The following is a 19,195-nucleotide window of genomic DNA, read 5'->3' as shown; positions in this document are numbered from 1 at the left end:
ATTGACATGGTCGAAATAAGCTTATACTTGTTAGAGAGTACTATCGAATTCCTAATCCGGATATCTTCTCGCTATTTTTTCTATCAGCAATTTGATATCATCATAGCGTGCGAGGTTCAGGAGCCAGTCTTCAGGTATACTTTCCAACCCATAATACAAACCAGCTAATCCCCCCACAATCGCAGCTCCGGTGTCTGTATCTTCGCCAAGGTTTACAATGGATAATACGGTATCCTTATAATTGTCTTTTTCCATAAAAAACCATAAGCTTGATTCTAAACTATCGATCACATAACCGCTGGACCTTAATTCATTATTTGATTTAGACCGAATTTCATGTAAAATCGTGCTATTAAAATGGATTATTTCTGACTCAGGGAAATTGTTGTCTGCCCAGAATTTTGAAACTTGATTGCGCATTTCAGCGTAAGCCTGCTCTTTGGCCAAACCTAGCAAAATCAGTTCGGCTAATTTAAGGTAGATAAAACATGCCATTGCAGCGCGTACATGCTTATGCGTTAGCGCTGAAATCTCCCAAATTTTCTCAAATTGTTCCGACGGACTAAGTCCTTTGATTTCAAATAAAAGTGGCAATATTCTCATTAATGAACCATTGCCGTTGTCTTGTTCTTTTGCCTGATATTTTAGCGCTTTTAGCGCGCCGATTTGCCCGGATTCGATAATACTTTTAAGCTCACTGATCGATTTAGCCGTGGTGATACCAATATCAAAGACTTCTCCTCTTGCTGTCCACAATTTACCTTCCTTCCAAGCTATAAATTTTTTGGAGATATCCACCAAATCATATCCATCTAATAGCGAGTCTGCAAGACACAAGGTTAAAGATGTATCATCCGACCAGATACCGATAGGTTGATTATGGCTGCCAAATCCGATCATTTCAGTAGCTGGATTTTTAAGCATATCTTCTTTCGACCTGAATTCAAATGGTACACCAAATGCATCACCAACTGCAATACCAAACAATGCTCCATACATTCTATTTTTCGCTTGGCTAGCCGATGTATTCGGATCACTAGCAGATCTGTTTGATTGTTCGTTCATAAATGATTGGATGAATGATTTCACATCAAGATAATAAAAAATATTTACCTGCCCATTTCCACCATTCACCGAGTTTTCCTGTCCGTTAGTCTAAAGGTCATAGGCTAAAGGAAGATTGTGTTGTAGTTTTGAATCAACAAATAAGAACAATATAACTAACAATATAAAATAAAGACATTATGAAAACGCTAGTAAAAACATTCGCAGCAGCAGCTTTAATCGCAGTATCAACCTTTGCAATGGCAGCTGAAGGACCAGGTTCAAAATCAGCAAAAGCAAACGTTAACCTTTCCACAGCGGACTTTGCCCTTGAGCATTATGTTGCAGTTACGACAGAGGGAAAGTCAGCAGGAGTAGAGCATATATTTGCTGCCGATTTCAGCCAAAAGGTTCAAGCTTCTAATGCGCAAACCCATAGTCGTAGCGCGTTGATCAAATCTTTGAAAAAACAAAAAGGCGAGAAGCTAAACTGTGCAGTATCTACAGATATCATCGAAGAGTCAGCAGACTATATGGTCGCTAAGGTAACTTTGAAATTTGAAAATTTCACCAAGACTGATCTTGTGACTTTGGTACGTGAAGGGAACAACTGGAAAGTATCCAGTTCAGTAAATGCTTACAAATAATTTGCCGAAGCTAGTTGTCAGCTCGGTCATACAGAGAGCTGACAACTAGTGAATCATATGTTTATTTAAGGCCATGTCGTGAGATGTGGCTTTTTCAGTATATATTTCTACAAACGTTAAATAGAATTACTGTTATTTTTTTATTTTTGATATATTATTAATCTTTAATTTATGTACAAAGCCTTTTTTTTCATAGCTTGTTTTTCCATTTTAAATATTTGCCATGCTCAAAATAGGGAGGTAATCAAATTAGCAAATCAATTTATCGATACGTTGGAAGTCCATTCGTTTATGCGGAGCAAGATCGACTTCGATCAATTACGTACAGAGACCAATGCAAAGGTTAAGAATATGAATAAGACAGATTCATTATTGCCGACGTTTAAAGAAATAATTTTCGGATTAAGTGACCTTCATTCAAGCGTTGGCTACGTTAAAGATACAACGGATAATTTGGCATTAATTAAAATGATCGCAAGTACGACCTATGAGAAAGAAGGAATGTCTCCACTCAATTTTCAACATCGTTTCATTGAAGATAAATATGCATATATCAATGTTCCTGGTGTACTTTTAGAGCATAGACGCTATATTGATACTTTACAAAAACAGCTGCGTGAACTGGATGGAAAGCAGCCGAAAGCCTGGATTATTGACTTAACTGAAAATGATGGCGGCGCTTTTGTACCAATGGTCACTCCATTCCATAGCTTAATTGATACGACTCAAACTTTTTCTTATTTCGATGGAACCTTAGATAAAGATGGTAAGGAGGTTTTAATCAATAAATTTCAGATTCCTCAAAATGGTCTATATATTGACAATAGCATTGAAGCTAAATATTGTAAATTCGATACCGTCCAAGCTCAACCACTTAAAAATAATCAGATACCTATTATCGTCCTGGTCTCAAATATCACTGCAAGTTCTGGCGAAATTACTGCGAGTCACTTCTTAGGACAAAAGAATGTCACTTTAATCGGAGCGAAGACGAATGGTTTAACTTCGAACAATGAACTCTATTATGTGGATAAAGGTTATTCCGTTAATTTAATGACAGCATTGTTGCATGATCGGAAAGGAAAGTCTTATCATGTCGGGGAAGGTGTAAGCCCAGATATCATCGTCGACCTGGAATATCCGGAAAATATCAGAACTTTTAAAGATCGTTATCGATTTACATTAGAAAAAAAATCAGTATTTATCAATAAAGCGCTTGAGTTTTTGAGAGCGAAGGGGATTTAACTTCGAACAGTAAAATTGAAGTTTATAGAGTAAAAGACAGATGGACGAAAAGGAACTATTTGATTTGTTTTTTTCAAAACAAATCAGTGAAGCGAAATTTATTGAAACATATTTTACAGATATATCACCTTCTGATGAATATATCTTGGCCAAAATTACTAATGCCATAACAAATAAGGATCGTATAGCTATTGAAGAATCTATCTCAATCCTCCATAGTGGTCAGTTTACCCAAGCAAAACTCACTGAAAAACTTTGTGAAATATTAGCCTATCCCTGGCATATGGAACATGAGGAAATTGCTTCTATGTTGCAATCTTTAGCGGATCCCAAAACAGTAGATTCATTATATCAAGCCAGCAAGTTACAATTTGACTATTTAGATTATGATGATACCTACCAGTTTGCTAGAAAATGTATTAAAGCGATGGCGCAGATTAATGACGCTAATGCAATCAATAAATTATGGCTGCTCGCTGATCATGATATCGTTGAGATTTCCAATTATGCGAAAAAAGAACTCCGTTATAAGGGATTGTTATTACCAGAAGATCCAGTTGCTGACAAGACAATTGCAACCCAAAAGAAAGAAGGCAAAAGGCGTCTTTTGATTACAATTGCTGTATGCGTTGCTGTAATTTTTATTGCTATTTTATATTACCTAGTATAAGTTCTTCATACACCTCCCCATTCCCCAAGCTTTCCTAATTCTTGGTCTATTTTCAAACTAATGTTTATTATTTAAATAATTAATCGATGAAAAAAATATTTCTTTTTATCTTATATTAGAGCATGATGAGACATTTTTCACTTATTGTACTATCGTTTTTAATATTTTGTTTTAATGCAGTTGCCCAAAATAAGGACATCCTAAATTTAACAAATGCTTTTATTGATACCGTTAAATCCAATGCATATTCCAGGGCCAATGTAAATTGGGATTCTGTTGCTCCGATTATCATCAAGAAAAGTTGTGGTATCAAAGAAGCTAAAGATTTGCTCCCCTTATTCAAGATGGTTCTGAGCGATCTTCGGGATGTGCATTCCTCTCTACAATATCATGAGACCGATACGAGCATTAAAGAAGATTTTATGGTTCAGTTGAGGCAGATGGCGAAGATGACTGATGCAGATGCAGGCCTGCCTCCCAAAAATTATCAATCTTATATGATTGATAAAAAATATGCTTATATAAATATCCCTCCAGTTCGGTTGGAGCAGGCAAAATATATTGATACCATTGGAAAACAACTCAAATTTTTGGATGATAATAATCCCCAAGCTTGGATAATTGACCTTACCGAAAACAGTGGCGGAGCCAATTACCCCATGATATGGCATTTTGCGTCATTAATTGATGTCGATTACAGCTATTCAGATGTTTTGAATACGGGGGAGGAAAAAAAGATTTCGGTAGTTCTTAAACCAGAAGGCGAACAAGCTACGCAAGTATATGATATTTTAGAGCTAGATCCCAAAAAACGTCCGCCCATTAAATTGAAGAATACGCAAGTTCCCATTGTTATTTTGACCAGTTATTATACCGCTAGTGCTGCCGAGGCATTTTTATTACATTTTAAAGGACAGAAAAATGTGATAACTGTTGGTCAAAAGACATACGGTCTCACATCGACCAATCAATATTATGAGATTGGGAATAATTTTTCTCTGGATTTGACTATAAGTGTTTTAAAAGACCGTAATGGGAAAAAATATAAAATTAACGAAGGAGTGAACCCTGATTTTCTTTTGCCATTTGATCATTCAAATATTAAAACCACGAATCAATTATTAGAAGCGGTGATTAATAGTAAGAAAGACTACATTGAAAAAGCTTTGGAAATTATAAGCAAGCCAAGTAATTTCTCTTTATGAAAATATATAGATTCACATAAAGTACTTTTACAGTAAATGATCATTAATAATTTTCGGAGAAGCGCTTGGCAATTTAGGAGAAAAATTAGAAGTAAACTTGATGAAATTATTGCTAATAAGTGGTTTAATAACCCTCAAGGTAGTTTTGTAGCAAGATGAAGAACTTAAATTTAGGTAAAGAAATCGGAGAAGATTAGGGAAAGGGTTAGTCGCAAGTGGTTGTTCGGAATTTCCGAACAACCACATAGTATGGCGCATTATGCAAAAAAAATGATTTTACGGCTATTTTAATTTTCCAAAACTTTACGCTCTTTACTGCGGAACTCTTTCAATTCACTAATAAAATCATTTAGTGCTTCTTGCTGTACATGGTCCATTACCACAATTTTATACCAATTGTTATCTTCGTCGTGCGAATCCGGAATCAAACCAAATTTAACTGCTAGCTTTTTGGGCAAATCAGCTGATTTTATGGTAATGATATTCATATGTGAATCCCTATAAAAGCCAATTCCCAATTTTTCGAGTTCCTGACAACATACTTCTGTCCGGTAGTTCAGAATCTTCATTTTCTCTAACCATTGATGTGGGCCATAGGTCTGCAAAATCATCCAAATTGCCACTGCGTTTGCTCCAGAGCGACTTCCGCTCAAAGTGGTGTCCATTCCATTGACATATTTCGCTTCTTTGGTAAAAACATTGTCTATCAGTCCTTTTCTCGTGATAAATATACCAGTTCCATAAGGAGCTTGGAGCATTTTATGGGCATCCATGGTCACCGATGAGACGTGTTTATTGTTGAAACCGATATTATGGTTTTGATTGACAATTGGATAGATAAATCCCCCAAATGCCGCATCTATATGAAGTTTAAAATTAAGATCATATTTTATGAAAACTGAGGCGTAATCATCTGGACTATCAACGCTTCCAAACATGGTGGTACCTGCATTTGAAATAACGATAGCATACTTTTTGCCATTTTTCACAGCTTCATAGACATGCTTATCCAGTTGATCCGACAGAATTTCTCTGGTATCAAAATCGACCGGAACAATCACAAGATCAATATTCAATAAATTTGCAGCTTTATTGACCGAATAATGTGTGTCTTGCGATGCAATTAGGAAAATTTCATTACAATTGGCATTAAATGTATTGATGAATAAATTTCTGTACATCCAACAAGCTTGTATATTGGCTTCTGTACCTCCAGAGGTAACATATCCATCGCAATCTTCTTGAGATTGTAATATATCTTTACTTAAGATTTGAATGACATCTTTTTCAATATCTTGGGTGCCTTGAAAAAAAGGCTCCGATTCTCCGACAGTATGACAACCAATATGGTTAGGATTCTGAACAATTGTCTGCAGGAAAGGAGCTTCCTTTAAAAATTCAGCCTGTTCATAAAAAACTCTTCCATCCAATTTTGTTCCGGGAAGCCCTAATACAGGGCTTTGGCTATAATTGATATTCTTAGCAAGTGCTTTGGATATTAGTTCTTTTTGAATCTCAACCCCAATTTTTTTCCAGTATTTATATTCTTTCATTTGGTGTTTTAAATTATTAACTTCATTTAGTCAAAATATAAAGCCGATTGTAAAAGTCATTAATTAGATGAAATTTTCAAACTGTTATTTTTAAAACAAGAAAAAAAATGATTTAGTGGATTTTTTACTGATAAATATTTGGAAAAAAGCGGAAAATTGACTTACCTCTGATGAAGCCGAAGAGCTATATGATTTTAATTATCTTTCTTTTAATATCAACAATGTGCCGCATTGGAAAGATGTAAAAAGATTTTTATTGACCGTGAATGAGTTTGTTGTGGAAGGGAAATGGGGTGGTTCTGATAATTTTAATAAATTGGAATATTTAGCTGAACGGATCAGTTGGTTTCATGGGATTCAAAGTCATTAAGACCGGAGCTCAGAAAATATGTTTATAAAAAAAGCTATGAATGGAAGAGGTTAATCTAAAAGCGAGGATAAAAAGGAATATGTTAGATATCCTGTCCGGAAAATCATTTAGAGACGAAACGAGTGAAATAATTCAACATCTAAATAAAAGCGATGCAAATGCATTCGTTGGCATTCAAAGAGAAGATGGAATCTATACAATTATTGGTGCCGAAAAAATTTATTATATGACGCCTTTAATGACTAAAGGCGATATTCCGATCGGTGAATTTCTAAGTATTTTAACAAAAAATGCAATGACGCTCGGCAAAACTTCAACCTATGAGTTTGTCAAAATTAACGAAAACAATACCGTTTGGGTTATGAATGCCGAAACGATGAATGCTTTATGGAATACGATGCTTTTGCTGGATAGCGTGCGTAAATCATGCTGAAATCTCCTGCTTCTGGTTTTGCAGATCCTATAATTTTATCATGTGAATAGATGACAGCAGTTGGATGTCTAGTCTTTTCACCTCCCCATTCCCACCATTTACCGAGTTTTCCTGATCGTTGGTCTAAAGCCCATAGGCTAGGGGCATATTGTGTCGTAGTTTTGAGTCAACAAATAAGAACAATATAACTAGCACAATAAAATAAAGACATTATGAAAGCATTAGTAAAAACATTCGCAGCAGCAGCTTTAATTGCAGTATCTACTTTCGCTATGGCAGCAGAAGGCCCAGGTTCAAAATCTGAGAAAGCAACGATTAATCTTTCTACAGCAGACTTGGCCCTTGACCATTATGTTGCGGTAACCACCGAAGGAGAGTCAGCAGGCGTAGAACAACTATTTGCTGAAGATTTCAACCAAAAGATCCAGGCTTCCAATGCCCAGTCTCATAGTCGTGAGGCAGTGATCAAATCTTTGAAAAAACAAAAAGGCGAGAAGCTAAACTGTACAGTAACTACCGATATCATCGAAGAGTCGGGGGACTATATGGTTGCCAAGGTGACGATGAAATTTGAAAACTTCACCAAGACTGATCTTTTGACTTTGGTACGTGAAGGTAATGAATGGAAAGTGTCCAAATCGATCAATTCATATAAATAAGAGCCATCTCGAATAAATATATAAATGTTGTAGAGCCACGTCGAGAGATGTGGCTTTTTTACCTCAAAAGGGCCTGATTCTCATCAGACCCTTTCTCTTAGCGCTTACTTGTACAGTAATTTTTATGTTTCCTATCGTTTCCTCTTTTTTGTTTCGTCATCCAATGTTTTTAAGGACTATTGGACTTTCACTGTACGGCGCCAATTTTTATGTTGATCCTTTCTTTCGAAAGGTAGCTAATAGCCGTTTTGTATAATAAGAACAACAGCCGATTTGAAATAGTTTTATTGGAGTAAATTATTTTTGATAACTTGAATCAGTTATTTACAATGGAGGAGAACTTATACCATCATAAACTATTATCACATTATATCTCCAATTGGGGCGATGAATATCGTTCACTTATCTGGGAAAAAGGTCCTTATAAAGATTTGGGGGATCAATTTCGGGTCTTGGAATTTCCGCCAACGCCGGAACGAAATATGTGGACTTATGCCACCTGTGGTATGTCTCATTTTGAGGATCAACTCTGTTTGGAACTACACATCTTTTCGGATGAGCAAGACCAAACTCTAGTTGAGTCATTAATTGTGATAGCTCATTTTCATAGATTCCGCGCACGTTTGGGACACTGGCACACCATCAATTGGGGAAGGGGATGGCGACTGAATTCTTCCTGCTCTTTTGCGTTGCTCTCTCAACCTTATTTGGATGGGGCCAAACTGGAAATTCTTGATCTTGAAGATGGCAAGTCTGTTTTTTTCTATTGGCTCGTGCCAATTACCAAAGAAGAACTTGTGTTCAAAAAGGAATATGGAGCAGACAGGCTCGAGGAAATATTTGAAGAAAAAGGATTAAATTATTTAGATCCTTTTAGGAGTTCCCTGGTTTGAATAAAGGAGTTATTTCGGGTGCACCTATTCGTGTGGATCTGTCTGAGGGGGACTCCCAGTTTATTAATGAACAAGGGTATAGTCGTTGGCTCAAGAATACCTTAGATATGCGTATGCAAAAGAAAGAAATTAGATGTTTAATAAAGTATGAAAATGTCGCACAAGGGATCTATAACTATAAAGTTTTCTTACCATTAAAAAGTGGTTGGAACAATAATAGCTTGGTTACTTGTACAAATTGTGGGGAATTGTTTGTAATTGACTCGGAAAATCCAGAAACGGAAAATCTAAGTGTAAAACAAATTGCGGATTCAACTTTATGTCCAACTTGTAATGTTGTTTTATCTATGTATTTGGCACATTACCCTGCTACAATAAGAATTTCAGAAAATCAATTTGGTAGTTTCAATGATAAAGCTGTTTTCAATCAAGAGGAAGAATCGGAAATTGTAGAATTTTATGAATTAAGGCCATCACAAAAGAGCTTAAACTGATGAATAAGCCATATCTCGAGCACGGATATAAAAGTGGCAGTATTTTTTTAGATTTGCATATAAAGGATTCAAAAGACCATAAAAAGGTTATAGAAACTAAAATTTCTATTGATTTTATTAATATTCAGTCTGTAGAATTTCGTGAAGTATAAGACTTTGGATGGTAAATAAGCATGCTGCATAATTGTTAACTTGGAGTGCAACAGTTTTAGCACATATAAATACACAGTTCACTCCAAAAGTATGCTATAAGAGTTCCTATTCTAAATTGCGATCCCAATTCACCTAAAGATAATAAATTCATCCGGACATTCCCGCCATTCACCGAGTTTTCCTGTCCGTTGGTCTAAAGCCTGTAGGCTAAGGGCGCATTGTGTCGTAGTTTTGAGTCAACAAATAAGAACAGATAAATAAACTAACAATATAAAATAAAGACATTATGAAAGCATTAGTAAAAACATTCGCAGCAGCAGCTTTAATCGCAGTATCCACTTTCGCTATGGCGGCTGACAAACCGTTATCAAAATCTGAGAAAGCAACCATTAACCTCTCAACAGCAGACTTTGCTTTAGAGCATTATGTTGCGGTAACGACAGAAGGTGAATCAGCAGGAGTGGAGCAATTGCTCGCTGAGGACTTCAGCCAAAAAGTTCAATCGGCAAATGCACAGTCTCATAGCCGTGAAGCAGTGGTTAAATCCTTAAAGAAACAAAAAGGTGAGCGCTTGAATTGCGTAGTAAGTACCGATATTGTTGAAGAGTCAGCAGATTATATGGTGGCTAAAGTGACCTTGAAATTTGAGAGCTTCACCAAGACTGACTTAGTTACGTTGGAGCGTGTGGGGAATGAATGGAAAGTCTCCAAATCGATCAATTCCTATAAATAAGAGCCATCCCTTACAAATATATAAGTTGTGAAGCCATGTCTACCGATGTGGCTTTTTCTGTTTTAGCTCCTTCCCATTCTTTTAATTTTTTTTGCAGCAAATGGGATTCAAAGAGGGATCAAATTTGATATTTCAACAGAGCTTGTTCAGTGTTCGTTCAGTACTTGCTCAGTGATTACTCAATGAAGACTGAATAACCAGTGACTAATTACTGTCTAAAAATTGATTGAAAATTGTGATTAGGGATAAGTTGATATCATCATGTATCGGTTTTAATGCAAATCTAAATTACCGACTTCTAAAATCTGGAATTATGCTAAAGCCCTTCGGGCATCAACAGCGATAGCCATTTAGATTCGGCGTTTTGATCCAGTACCTGTACATTTTAAGTCAAAAGGGCCTGATTCTCATCAGACCCTTTCTCTTAGCGTTTTATTGTACAGTAATTTTATGTTTCCTATCGTTTCCTCTTTTTTGTTTCGTCATCCAATGTTTTTAAGGACAATTGGATTTTCACTGTACGACGCCAATTTTTATGTTGAACCTCTCTTTCGAAAGGAATTTTGTAGCCGTTTGTATGGTAAGAACAATAGCCGATTTGAAATAGTTTTATTCGAGTGATTTTTATAGGTTTAATTTCTACACAATCTGTATAGTGACTACAACCTTTTATGCTCATGCTTTTTTGACTTCGATGATGTTATCATCAATACTATTATTTGAGAAAATAATAATATTGTGAGTCCCCATACGAAAGAGTCTATTTTATTATTTAGGTAACGAATGAGTATAAGAAACAACTCAATTAGTATAAAATAAAATAACGGATTTTTAATAATTGCTCTCATAATATTAGCCTAAATTATCCACTTAAAGATAATTAATTTATCCGACTATTCCCGCCATTCACCGAGTTTTCTGTCACGTTGATCTAAAGCCCGTAGGCTAGAGGTCTATTGTGTTGTAGTTTTGAGTCAACAAATAAGAACAACAGAACTAACAATATAAAATAAAGACATTATGAAAACGCTAGTAAAAACATTCACAGTAGCAGCCCTAATCGCAGTATCCACATTTGCTATGGCAGTAGAAGGACCTGGAGCAAAAGCAACAAAAACAAACGTTAACCTTTCTACAGCAGACTCCGCTTTAGAGCACTATGTTGCGGTGACTACTGAGGGAGAATCAGCAGGTGTAGAGCAGTTATTTGCAGCTGATTTTAATCAAAAGATCCAAGCTACCAATGCACTGTCTAACAGCCGTAGCGAAGTGGTTAAATCCTTGAAAAAACAAAAAGGCGAAAAGCTAAACTGTACAGTAAGCATAGATATCATCGAAGAATCAGCAGACTATATGGTGGCTAAAGTAACGTTGAAATTTGAAAACTTTACCAAGACTGATCTTGTCACTTTGGAGCGTGTGGGCAATGATTGGAAAGTATCCAAATCGATCAATTCGTATAAATAGAAGTCATTATAATTAAATATATAGGTTGTTTAGCCGCGTCGGGAGATGCGGCTATTTTTTTGAGGTCAAAAAGCCTAATTTGACGAATTTACCCCTTAAAATAAGAAGATTTTACCCCCCTTCCCTTGTAACGTTTTTGATAATATTGCAAGTGTCAATACGACATTTTATTGTATTGATGATGTTAAATAACCAAGAGTGTTTGCCTGATTAGCTAAATACCCTGTCCAAATCGCACAAAAAGCGGGTGAAGGGAAAGTAAGCTGGCTAAAACTCAAAAATAGCTAAATAACCAAGTTTAATTATGATGAATTTACCAATCAACAGTGGATTGTTTGATCCTTGAATTCCTAATGGAATGCAATATGGCTACTCATATTGCCATGCTACTCTTCATCAAAATATTATTTAATTACTAAACAGTTTTACTTATGAAAAGGAAAATAGTATTCACACAGTGCTGGCTTTGTTGTATCTGCTTTTTACTTTTAAGCTTACAGCAGACTTATGCGCAGTCAATAACTGTAAGGGGCCGGGTTACCGAAAATAATAGGTCACTGGCCGGAGTGACCGTCAAAAATATCGGTTCCACAGTGCAGACACAAACAGATACACAGGGAAAATATACGCTCAGTGCTGCCACAGTCACGGCATTAGAATTTACCTTTCTAGGTTATGCGAAACAGCGCTTTGAGTTCAGTCAGCTCAAACAGATCAGCCAAGGGAACTACGAGCTTAATGTGCAACTTGATGCTTCCGAAGGAGATGTTTTGGATGAAGTGGTGGTTGTTGGTTTCGGTTCGCAGAAAAAAACAAACCTGACCGGTTCGGTTGCGGTTGTGGATGCCAAGCAGCTGGAAAATAGGCCTGTAAGAAATGCTATCCAGGCACTGCAAGGACTGGCACCAGGCCTAAATATTTCCCAAAACTCGGGAACGATGGAAACCAATCCATCCATTAATATCCGGGGGACGGGCACAATCGGAACCTCTTCTTCGGCACCACTGATTTTAATCGATGGTTCTGAAGGATCTTTGGCGGCACTAAATCCACAGGATATTGAAAGCGTATCTGTATTGAAAGATGCTGGAGCGGCTTCAATTTATGGCTCTAGAGCCGCTTTTGGGGTCATTTTGGTCACCACAAAATCTGGAAAGGCTGGACGTACTTCGGTAAATTATAATAATAGCTTCCGTATGAATGCCCCAACATTAATGCCGAAGATGATGGATTCTTACACTTTTGCTCAATACTTCAATCAGGCCGAAGTCAACGCGGGTGGTTCACCACATTTCTCCGCGGAGCATCTGCAGCGCATCTTGGATTATCAAAACGGAAGCCTGAAAAATTCGACTATAGTCGATCCCAACAATAAATTGTACTGGGCTGAAGGATATGCCTATGGTAACGACAACAATGATTGGTTCGATGTCATGTATCGGGATCAGGCTTTTGCCCAGGAGCACAACCTAAGTCTCAATGGTGGAACCGAAAAAACAACTTATTACCTTTCCGGCAATTTCATGAAACAACAAGGGTTGATGGCCTTCAATACGGATCATTACGACCGTTACTCTGTTGCGGCTAAAATCAATTCTAAAGTATCTGACATCTTTCAGGTAAATTACAATGCGCGATTGGTGCGTGAAGACTACGATCGTCCTGCAGCATTGACCAATAGTTTTTATGATGATTTAGGCAGACAGGGCTGGCCAACGCTGCCACTGTATGATCCGAATGGATACCTATTCAGTTCTCCCTCACCTGCACTTGCCATGAAAGAGGGCGGACAGGATAAATCAAGTAAGGATTACATTTACCAACAGTTACAACTGATCCTCGAACCTATTAAAGGATGGCGTACAACCGGTAATTTTAACTATAGGACTACAACTCAATTTCGTCATTGGGATTCGCAGCGTCTTTACAACCATGACGTGAATGGTGATCCGTATCTGTATAAAAACTCATCCAATGTCTACGAATTTGGTCTAAAGGAAAACTATTATAACATCAACATCTTTTCTGATTACGATAAAAGCTGGGGCGACCATCATTTTAAAGTTATGGTCGGTGGGCAGATTGAACACACGGCCTATCGCAATCTCGGTGTGCAACGCGACGGAATCATTATCCCGGATCAACCGGTATTGAATCTGACTTCCGGCACAGACATCAATGGAAAAGCAGTAGTGCCTTCTGTATCTGGTGAATATCAAAAATGGGCAACAGCAGGTTTCTTCGGCCGATTGAATTACAATTATGCTGAAAAATATCTATTGGAAGCTAATTTGCGTTATGACGGTTCATCACGTTTCCGCAGCGATAGCCGCTGGGGCTGGTTTCCTTCAGTTTCTGCAGGATGGAACATCGCCAAAGAAAACTTCCTTAAAGATTCGGCACCATTTATTAATATGCTGAAATTAAGAGCTTCTTACGGAGAGCTGGGCAATCAAAATACCGATGTCTGGTATCCGACTTATGTCACGCAACCAACGGGTACAGCCAATGGCGCTTGGCTAATCAATAATGCGCGACCAAATTCTGCTTCGGCTCCAGGCTTGGTAAGTGCATTATTAACCTGGGAATCTATCAATACGAAGAACTTAGGTGTCGATTTCGCCTTTTTAAATAGCCACCTTTCTGGGTCTTTTGAGGTCTTCGAACGAAAGACATTTAATATGGTCGGCCCAGCGCCACAGTTGCCTAATACATTAGGGACGACAGTTCCTCAAACAAATAATACAGACTTAAAAACAAGAGGGTTTGAAGCTACACTGGGCTGGAATGACCGTACAGCCAGTGGTTTCGCATACGGAGCAAAGTTTCTCCTGTCGGATTATACCACAACGGTAACACGCTATCCAAACGCAATAGGGTCATTATCAAACTATCGGGAAGGCCAAAAGTTGGGTGAAATATGGGGATATCAAACCCTTGGTATTGCAAAGACAGAGGAACAGATGAGTCAACATCTGGCGAGCTTGCCCAATGGTGGACAAAATGCATTAGGAACACAATGGGGGGCAGGCGATATCATGTATGCGGATTTGAATGGAGACGGAAAAATAGATGGTGGAAGCAATACAGAGGCCGATCCAGGTGATCGTCGTGTGATTGGAAACAGTACACCACGTTACTCCTTTGGATTGAATCTGAATGCGGACTACAAAAATTTTGACTTTAGCATTTTCATGCAAGGTGTCATGAAACGCGATTATTGGCAAGGGGGCTACTATTTTTGGGGAGCAACTTCAAAATGGTGGTCAACGGGCTTGGTCGATCATCTTGATTATTTCCGTACTGCTGATAATCCCCTGGGTGAAAATCTTGAAGCATATTACGCACGTCCTGTTTTTGGTACTGCTAAAAACCAACAGACGCAGACGCGCTTTTTGCAGAACGCAGCCTATATCCGCATAAAAAACATTCAGCTGGGTTATACCTTGCCGAAAGAAACAACAAAACGTTTTGGTGTGGAGCGTTTACGCGTATACGTTTCCGGTGAAAATATCTGGACCGGCTCAAGTGTAGCGGGAATGTTTGATCCCGAAACTATTGATGGCGGAAGCAACGGAACGGTTTATCCATTGACAAAAGTCTGGTCTGCAGGTTTAAGTGTTACATTTTAAGTCGATTCATTATGAAATTCAATAGTACTATTTTTAGATTGATGCAATTAGGCCTTGTCGCTTTGGTAGGCCTAGCTTCCTGCAATAAATATTTGGATATTGCACCCCCTTCGTCCATCATACCTGAAGCTTATCTGGATGAGGAGTCACAACTTGCTGCTTATACCGTAAATCAATATGCTGGACTGTTTCCTTCGCATGGCAACTGGTCCTTTGGCACTTTCGGCATCGACGGAAATACAGACAATATGGCTATTCCAACACTCGATAACAAATTTATTCCAGGCCAATGGCGCGTTGGATCGAATGGGGGTGACTGGGATTTTTCAAGTATTTATCAGATGAATTATTTTATCAATACGGTGGTTCCCAAATGGAAGGAAAATCGTATTCTTGGAAATTCCAGTAACATAGCACATTATATCGGTGAAGCCTATTTTTTACGTGCCTACGTTTACTTCGGGAAATTGCAGGCCTTGGGCGATTTTCCTATTATTCGCAATGTGATGTCGGATAAGGATAAGAGTATTTTGGTGGAAGCGAGCAAGCGTTCACCAAGAAATGAAGTCGCTCGTTTTATTCTTTCTGACTTGGATTCGGCTATTACCTTGCTGAACCAAAGTTCGCCTGACGGCAAGAAACAGCGGATCTCAAAAAATGTCGCGCAACTGTTCAAATCCCGAGTGGCTTTGTATGAGGGTACATGGCTCAAATACTTCAGCGGAACAGCATTCGTCCCTAAAGGACCAAACTGGCCGGGTGCTGCAAAATCATACAATAGCAGTTATGCATTCCCGACGGGAAGTATTACCGGAGAGGTCGACTACTTTTTAACGCAGGCCATGGAGTCGGCTGCTGCGGTTGCTGATAATGTGCCGCTGGTGAGCAATACCGGAATAATAGAATCTGCCAACAATGAGAATCCTTACTTCAGTATGTTTGGTGCCGTGGATATGTCCAGCTATGGCGAAGTACTGCTGTGGCGACAATATAATCAAAGCCTGGTGACACATAATGTGCCTGTTTATGCACAACGCGGAAATTATGCGGTTGGTTTGACACGCGGCCTTGTCGAAAGCTTTCTGATGTCCAATGGACTGCCTATTTACGCTTCGGGCAGCGGTTATGCTGGCGATGATTACATCGCAGATGTTCGGAAGAATCGCGATGGTCGTTTACAATTGTTTTTAAAAGAGCCTGGACAAAAGAATGTATTGGTCAATGTCGGACAAGGTACACACTATACCCTTATTGAGCCCACACCGACTGTTTACGATACCGATTGGGAAAGACGTTATACAACGGGTTATACCATACGTAAGGGTATTTCATACGACGGTTTACAAACGCTCAACGGTCAGGGATTTACGGGTAGTATTACCTTCCGAGCTACCGAAGCTTACCTCAATTACATGGAGGCCTGTTACGAAAAAAATCAAAATTTAGATACGAAGGCACAGGCCTATTGGCGCTCATTGCGTACACGTGCTAAGGTCGACCAAGATTTCAATGCGACCATTGCTGCAACACAAATTGATAAAGAGAAGAAAGATTGGGGCGCGTATTCTGCAGGACAGTTTGTATCACCTACATTGTACAACATACGTCGCGAACGCAGAAGCGAACTTATGGCTGAAGGTCTACGTTGGATGGATCTCAAGCGTTGGCGGGCAATGGATCAGCTGATTACAACGGCCGACCATTTTGAAGGTTTTAAACTTTGGGGACCGATGAAGGATTGGTATAAGCCCGAACAGCTGATTTATGGTGCTACCAATGATAAATCTGTCGTTTCAGATCCCGCACGGAGTGAATACCTCAGGCCATTGGAGATCCGAAGCAATGCCCTGTCTTATACTGGGGTGAAATTTGCCATGGCGCATTACCTCGCACCCATTGCCATCGAGCATTTCCAGTTGGCTTCGGATGATGGAACAGCAGAAAATTCTGTTATTTATCAGAATCCAGGATGGTCACTGATCAGTGGAACTGCCCCAACCGGCTTGTAGAAATATAAAAAGGGATATGTGTCATCTCATTATTACACAAATACGAATATATCCCTCTTTTTGACTCAATATCCCCCTTGATCACGCAGAAAAAGGGGGATATTTTTGTTTATTGATAATCAAGAGCTATTGGCTCAAAGAAACTTAAACTAAATCATGAAAAAACTTTTATCTGTCTGTCTTAGTTTGCTGTCGAGTTGTTTTGGCGCATATAGTCAACAGCCCATCCCACCGCAGTATAAATTGGTCTGGTCGGATGAGTTTGATTATAATGGTGCGCCCGATACGACTAAATGGAGCTACGAAGAAGGTTTCAAGCGTAACCGGGAGGAGCAGTGGTATCAAAAGGAAAATGCTTCCTGTCGTGACGGCTTGTTGGTTATTGAAGCAAAAAAAGAACAACGTAATCATCCCGGTTTTATTCAGGGCAGTCATGATTGGATTGCCAGCCGTAAAAAGATAACCTATACTTCGGCTTCGATAAATACTTTAGGAAAGCAGCACTGGAAATACGGGATTTTTGAAATCCGCGCGCGTATCCCTGTTGGAGAAGGCCTTTGGCCTGCATTCTGGACTTTAGGCACGAGCAAAGAATGGCCATCCAATGGTGAAATAGATATCATGGAATATTATCGCGGCAATATATTAGCCAATATCGCAACTGGCACTGACCAACGCTGGAAAGCACATTGGTTCGGTAAGACGAAAGCAGTTAAGGATCTTGGTGGAAAGGCTTGGGCAGATCAATTCCATACCTGGCGAATGGTTTGGGATGAAGACGCTATTGCGCTTTATGTGGATGATATGGAAATGCTTCACGTTCCTATGGATCAATTGGTCAATCGGGATGGTACAGGATTCAATCCATTTACCCAACCACATTATCTCCTGTTAAATTTGGCCCTCGGTGGAATAAACGGTGGCACGATAGCTGATAAATTACTCCCTGCAAAATATGAAATCGATTATGTACGGGTCTATCAAAAAATTGAACGTGCTGAAATGAATAGTTTTACGCCAGGGGAAATATGGAAAGACCAATCCGGTCATGTGATCAATGCCCATGGCGGCGGCGTACTTCATCAAAATGGAAAATATTATTGGTACGGTGAGAAACGTGGCGGAACGACATCTCAGGGAGTCAATGTGTACTCATCCAATGATTTGTATAATTGGAAGTTTGAAGGATTGGCTCTCACACCTAGCGCAGATTCCACAAGCGATATTGCCTGGGGCTGTATTATGGAGCGGCCAAAGGTTATCTATCACGAGCAGCTGAAGAAATATGTCATGTGGTTCCATCTTGAGTTGAAGGGGCAGGGCTATGCAGCAGCCAGAGCCGCTGTCGCTATCAGTGACTCTCCGCTTGGGCCTTTTCAGTTTGTTCATAGCTTCAGGCCCAATAACAATATGTCACGCGATATGGGTCTTTTTGTTGACACCGATGGCAAGGCTTACCAAATTTATTCATCGGATGAAAATTATGCTTTACGTATGGTTCAATTAACCGATGATTACCTGCATGTAACAGCGAAAGATTCCTTACTCTTCCGGAATCATCGGGAAGCCCCAGCTTTATTCAAGCATAAAGATCAGTATTATCTGATCACCAGCGGATGCACCGGCTGGGCTCCAAATCGTGCAGAGCTCCATGTCGCTAAGAGTCTTTTTGGCCCCTGGAAATCCCTTGGGGATCCAATGCAAGGGCCAAATTCGGCTCTGACTTATGGCGGTCAATCGACATTTATCCTGCCTGTCGCAGGAAAAAAGGATGCCTTTATCTTTATGGCCGACCGCTGGAATCCCAAAGATCTTATGGATAGCAGATATATCTGGCTACCGGTAGATCTCCAGAATGAAAAAGTACAGATAAATTGGAAGGATCAGTGGGATTTAAGTGTATTTCATTAGTTCGATCATATGGCTGTATTTAACCTAGATTCAGTTAAACAAATCAATCTTTTTTGAAATGATTTATTAATCGATAA

General features: G+C 38.9%; 16 protein-coding genes. 14 read left to right on the top strand and 2 right to left on the bottom strand.

Annotation, left to right across the window (positions count from 1 at the left end):
* Positions 1 to 51: 51 nt before the first annotated feature.
* Complete coding sequence (locus tag LC454_RS05080; RefSeq protein ID WP_223580260.1) at positions 52 to 1,065, bottom strand: ADP-ribosylglycohydrolase family protein; 1,014 nt, start codon at positions 1,063 to 1,065, stop codon at positions 52 to 54.
* Positions 1,066 to 1,244: 179 nt separating this feature from the next.
* On the opposite strand from LC454_RS05080, the gene LC454_RS05075 reads away from it, so the two are divergent.
* From LC454_RS05075 to LC454_RS05060, 4 genes are all read left to right on the top strand, one after another.
* On the top strand, positions 1,245 to 1,691 hold the full coding sequence (locus LC454_RS05075) for a nuclear transport factor 2 family protein (protein WP_223580258.1): 447 nt from the start codon (positions 1,245 to 1,247) through the stop codon (positions 1,689 to 1,691).
* Between the two features lie 171 nt (positions 1,692 to 1,862).
* Positions 1,863 to 2,936 carry a S41 family peptidase gene (locus tag LC454_RS05070; RefSeq protein ID WP_223580256.1) on the top strand — a complete coding sequence of 358 codons (1,074 nt, stop codon included), beginning with the start codon at positions 1,863 to 1,865 and terminating at the stop codon, positions 2,934 to 2,936.
* A gap of 40 nt (positions 2,937 to 2,976) precedes the next feature.
* Positions 2,977 to 3,606 (top strand): hypothetical protein, encoded by a 630-nt coding sequence (locus LC454_RS05065; RefSeq protein ID WP_223580255.1) that lies wholly within the window; start codon positions 2,977 to 2,979, stop codon positions 3,604 to 3,606.
* 440 nt (positions 3,607 to 4,046) lie between these two features.
* Positions 4,047 to 4,811: a S41 family peptidase gene (locus LC454_RS05060; RefSeq protein ID WP_223580253.1), complete on the top strand. Its 765-nt coding sequence runs from the start codon at positions 4,047 to 4,049 to the stop codon at positions 4,809 to 4,811.
* A gap of 287 nt (positions 4,812 to 5,098) precedes the next feature.
* Here the strand turns inward: LC454_RS05060 and LC454_RS05055 are convergent, their stop codons facing one another.
* Positions 5,099 to 6,364, bottom strand: a complete 1,266-nt coding sequence (locus LC454_RS05055) for a pyridoxal-dependent decarboxylase (RefSeq protein ID WP_223580251.1) — start codon at positions 6,362 to 6,364, stop codon at positions 5,099 to 5,101.
* Positions 6,365 to 6,587: 223 nt separating this feature from the next.
* Here LC454_RS05055 and LC454_RS05050 point away from each other — a divergent pair, with 223 nt between their 5' ends.
* The 10 genes from LC454_RS05050 to LC454_RS05005 all read left to right on the top strand — a co-directional run bounded on the left by LC454_RS05050 (position 6,588) and on the right by LC454_RS05005 (position 19,118).
* Positions 6,588 to 6,734, top strand: a complete 147-nt coding sequence (locus LC454_RS05050) for a hypothetical protein (RefSeq protein ID WP_223580249.1) — start codon at positions 6,588 to 6,590, stop codon at positions 6,732 to 6,734.
* Between the two features lie 40 nt (positions 6,735 to 6,774).
* Positions 6,775 to 7,167: a hypothetical protein gene (locus LC454_RS05045; RefSeq protein WP_223580247.1), complete on the top strand. Its 393-nt coding sequence runs from the start codon at positions 6,775 to 6,777 to the stop codon at positions 7,165 to 7,167.
* Between the two features lie 212 nt (positions 7,168 to 7,379).
* Positions 7,380 to 7,826, top strand: a complete 447-nt coding sequence (locus tag LC454_RS05040) for a nuclear transport factor 2 family protein (protein WP_223580245.1) — start codon at positions 7,380 to 7,382, stop codon at positions 7,824 to 7,826.
* A gap of 329 nt (positions 7,827 to 8,155) precedes the next feature.
* Positions 8,156 to 8,719 (top strand): suppressor of fused domain protein, encoded by a 564-nt coding sequence (locus LC454_RS05035; protein ID WP_223580243.1) that lies wholly within the window; start codon positions 8,156 to 8,158, stop codon positions 8,717 to 8,719.
* On the top strand, positions 8,716 to 9,213 hold the full coding sequence (locus LC454_RS05030; protein WP_223580242.1) for a hypothetical protein: 498 nt from the start codon (positions 8,716 to 8,718) through the stop codon (positions 9,211 to 9,213). Before LC454_RS05035 ends, LC454_RS05030 begins: the two co-directional genes overlap by 4 nt.
* Positions 9,214 to 9,652: 439 nt before the next feature.
* Positions 9,653 to 10,099 (top strand): nuclear transport factor 2 family protein, encoded by a 447-nt coding sequence (locus LC454_RS05025; protein WP_223580241.1) that lies wholly within the window; start codon positions 9,653 to 9,655, stop codon positions 10,097 to 10,099.
* 1,020 nt (positions 10,100 to 11,119) lie between these two features.
* Positions 11,120 to 11,566 (top strand): nuclear transport factor 2 family protein, encoded by a 447-nt coding sequence (locus LC454_RS05020; RefSeq protein ID WP_223580240.1) that lies wholly within the window; start codon positions 11,120 to 11,122, stop codon positions 11,564 to 11,566.
* A 431-nt stretch (positions 11,567 to 11,997) separates the two neighbouring features.
* Positions 11,998 to 15,198 (top strand): SusC/RagA family TonB-linked outer membrane protein, encoded by a 3,201-nt coding sequence (locus LC454_RS05015; protein ID WP_223580238.1) that lies wholly within the window; start codon positions 11,998 to 12,000, stop codon positions 15,196 to 15,198.
* Between the two features lie 11 nt (positions 15,199 to 15,209).
* The gene (locus LC454_RS05010) at positions 15,210 to 17,207 is read left to right on the top strand and encodes a RagB/SusD family nutrient uptake outer membrane protein (protein ID WP_223580237.1); all 1,998 of its coding nucleotides are present in this window, start codon (positions 15,210 to 15,212) and stop codon (positions 17,205 to 17,207) included.
* Positions 17,208 to 17,363: 156 nt separating this feature from the next.
* Positions 17,364 to 19,118 carry a family 43 glycosylhydrolase gene (locus tag LC454_RS05005; protein WP_223580235.1) on the top strand — a complete coding sequence of 585 codons (1,755 nt, stop codon included), beginning with the start codon at positions 17,364 to 17,366 and terminating at the stop codon, positions 19,116 to 19,118.
* The last annotated feature ends 77 nt before the right edge of the window (positions 19,119 to 19,195 follow it).

It is taken from the genome of Sphingobacterium sp. GVS05A (assembly GCF_019969845.1).
In the GTDB taxonomy this organism is placed as follows: Bacteria; Bacteroidota; Bacteroidia; order Sphingobacteriales; family Sphingobacteriaceae; genus Sphingobacterium.
Note: the sequence above shows the minus strand (reverse complement) of the source record. Positions and strands in the feature narration are given on the sequence as shown.

Excerpts from the sequence above, each read along its gene's own strand:
- LC454_RS05080 (WP_223580260.1), bottom strand. The coding sequence starts at position 1,065 with ATGAACGAACAATCAAACAGATCTGCTAGTGATCCGAATACATCGGCT.
- LC454_RS05075 (WP_223580258.1), top strand. The coding sequence starts at position 1,245 with ATGAAAACGCTAGTAAAAACATTCGCAGCAGCAGCTTTAATCGCAGTA.
- LC454_RS05070 (WP_223580256.1), top strand. The coding sequence starts at position 1,863 with ATGTACAAAGCCTTTTTTTTCATAGCTTGTTTTTCCATTTTAAATATT.
- LC454_RS05065 (WP_223580255.1), top strand. The coding sequence starts at position 2,977 with ATGGACGAAAAGGAACTATTTGATTTGTTTTTTTCAAAACAAATCAGT.
- LC454_RS05060 (WP_223580253.1), top strand. The coding sequence starts at position 4,047 with ATGGCGAAGATGACTGATGCAGATGCAGGCCTGCCTCCCAAAAATTAT.
- LC454_RS05055 (WP_223580251.1), bottom strand. The coding sequence starts at position 6,364 with ATGAAAGAATATAAATACTGGAAAAAAATTGGGGTTGAGATTCAAAAA.
- LC454_RS05045 (WP_223580247.1), top strand. The coding sequence starts at position 6,775 with ATGGAAGAGGTTAATCTAAAAGCGAGGATAAAAAGGAATATGTTAGAT.
- LC454_RS05040 (WP_223580245.1), top strand. The coding sequence starts at position 7,380 with ATGAAAGCATTAGTAAAAACATTCGCAGCAGCAGCTTTAATTGCAGTA.
- LC454_RS05035 (WP_223580243.1), top strand. The coding sequence starts at position 8,156 with ATGGAGGAGAACTTATACCATCATAAACTATTATCACATTATATCTCC.
- LC454_RS05025 (WP_223580241.1), top strand. The coding sequence starts at position 9,653 with ATGAAAGCATTAGTAAAAACATTCGCAGCAGCAGCTTTAATCGCAGTA.
- LC454_RS05020 (WP_223580240.1), top strand. The coding sequence starts at position 11,120 with ATGAAAACGCTAGTAAAAACATTCACAGTAGCAGCCCTAATCGCAGTA.
- LC454_RS05015 (WP_223580238.1), top strand. The coding sequence starts at position 11,998 with ATGAAAAGGAAAATAGTATTCACACAGTGCTGGCTTTGTTGTATCTGC.
- LC454_RS05010 (WP_223580237.1), top strand. The coding sequence starts at position 15,210 with ATGAAATTCAATAGTACTATTTTTAGATTGATGCAATTAGGCCTTGTC.
- LC454_RS05005 (WP_223580235.1), top strand. The coding sequence starts at position 17,364 with ATGAAAAAACTTTTATCTGTCTGTCTTAGTTTGCTGTCGAGTTGTTTT.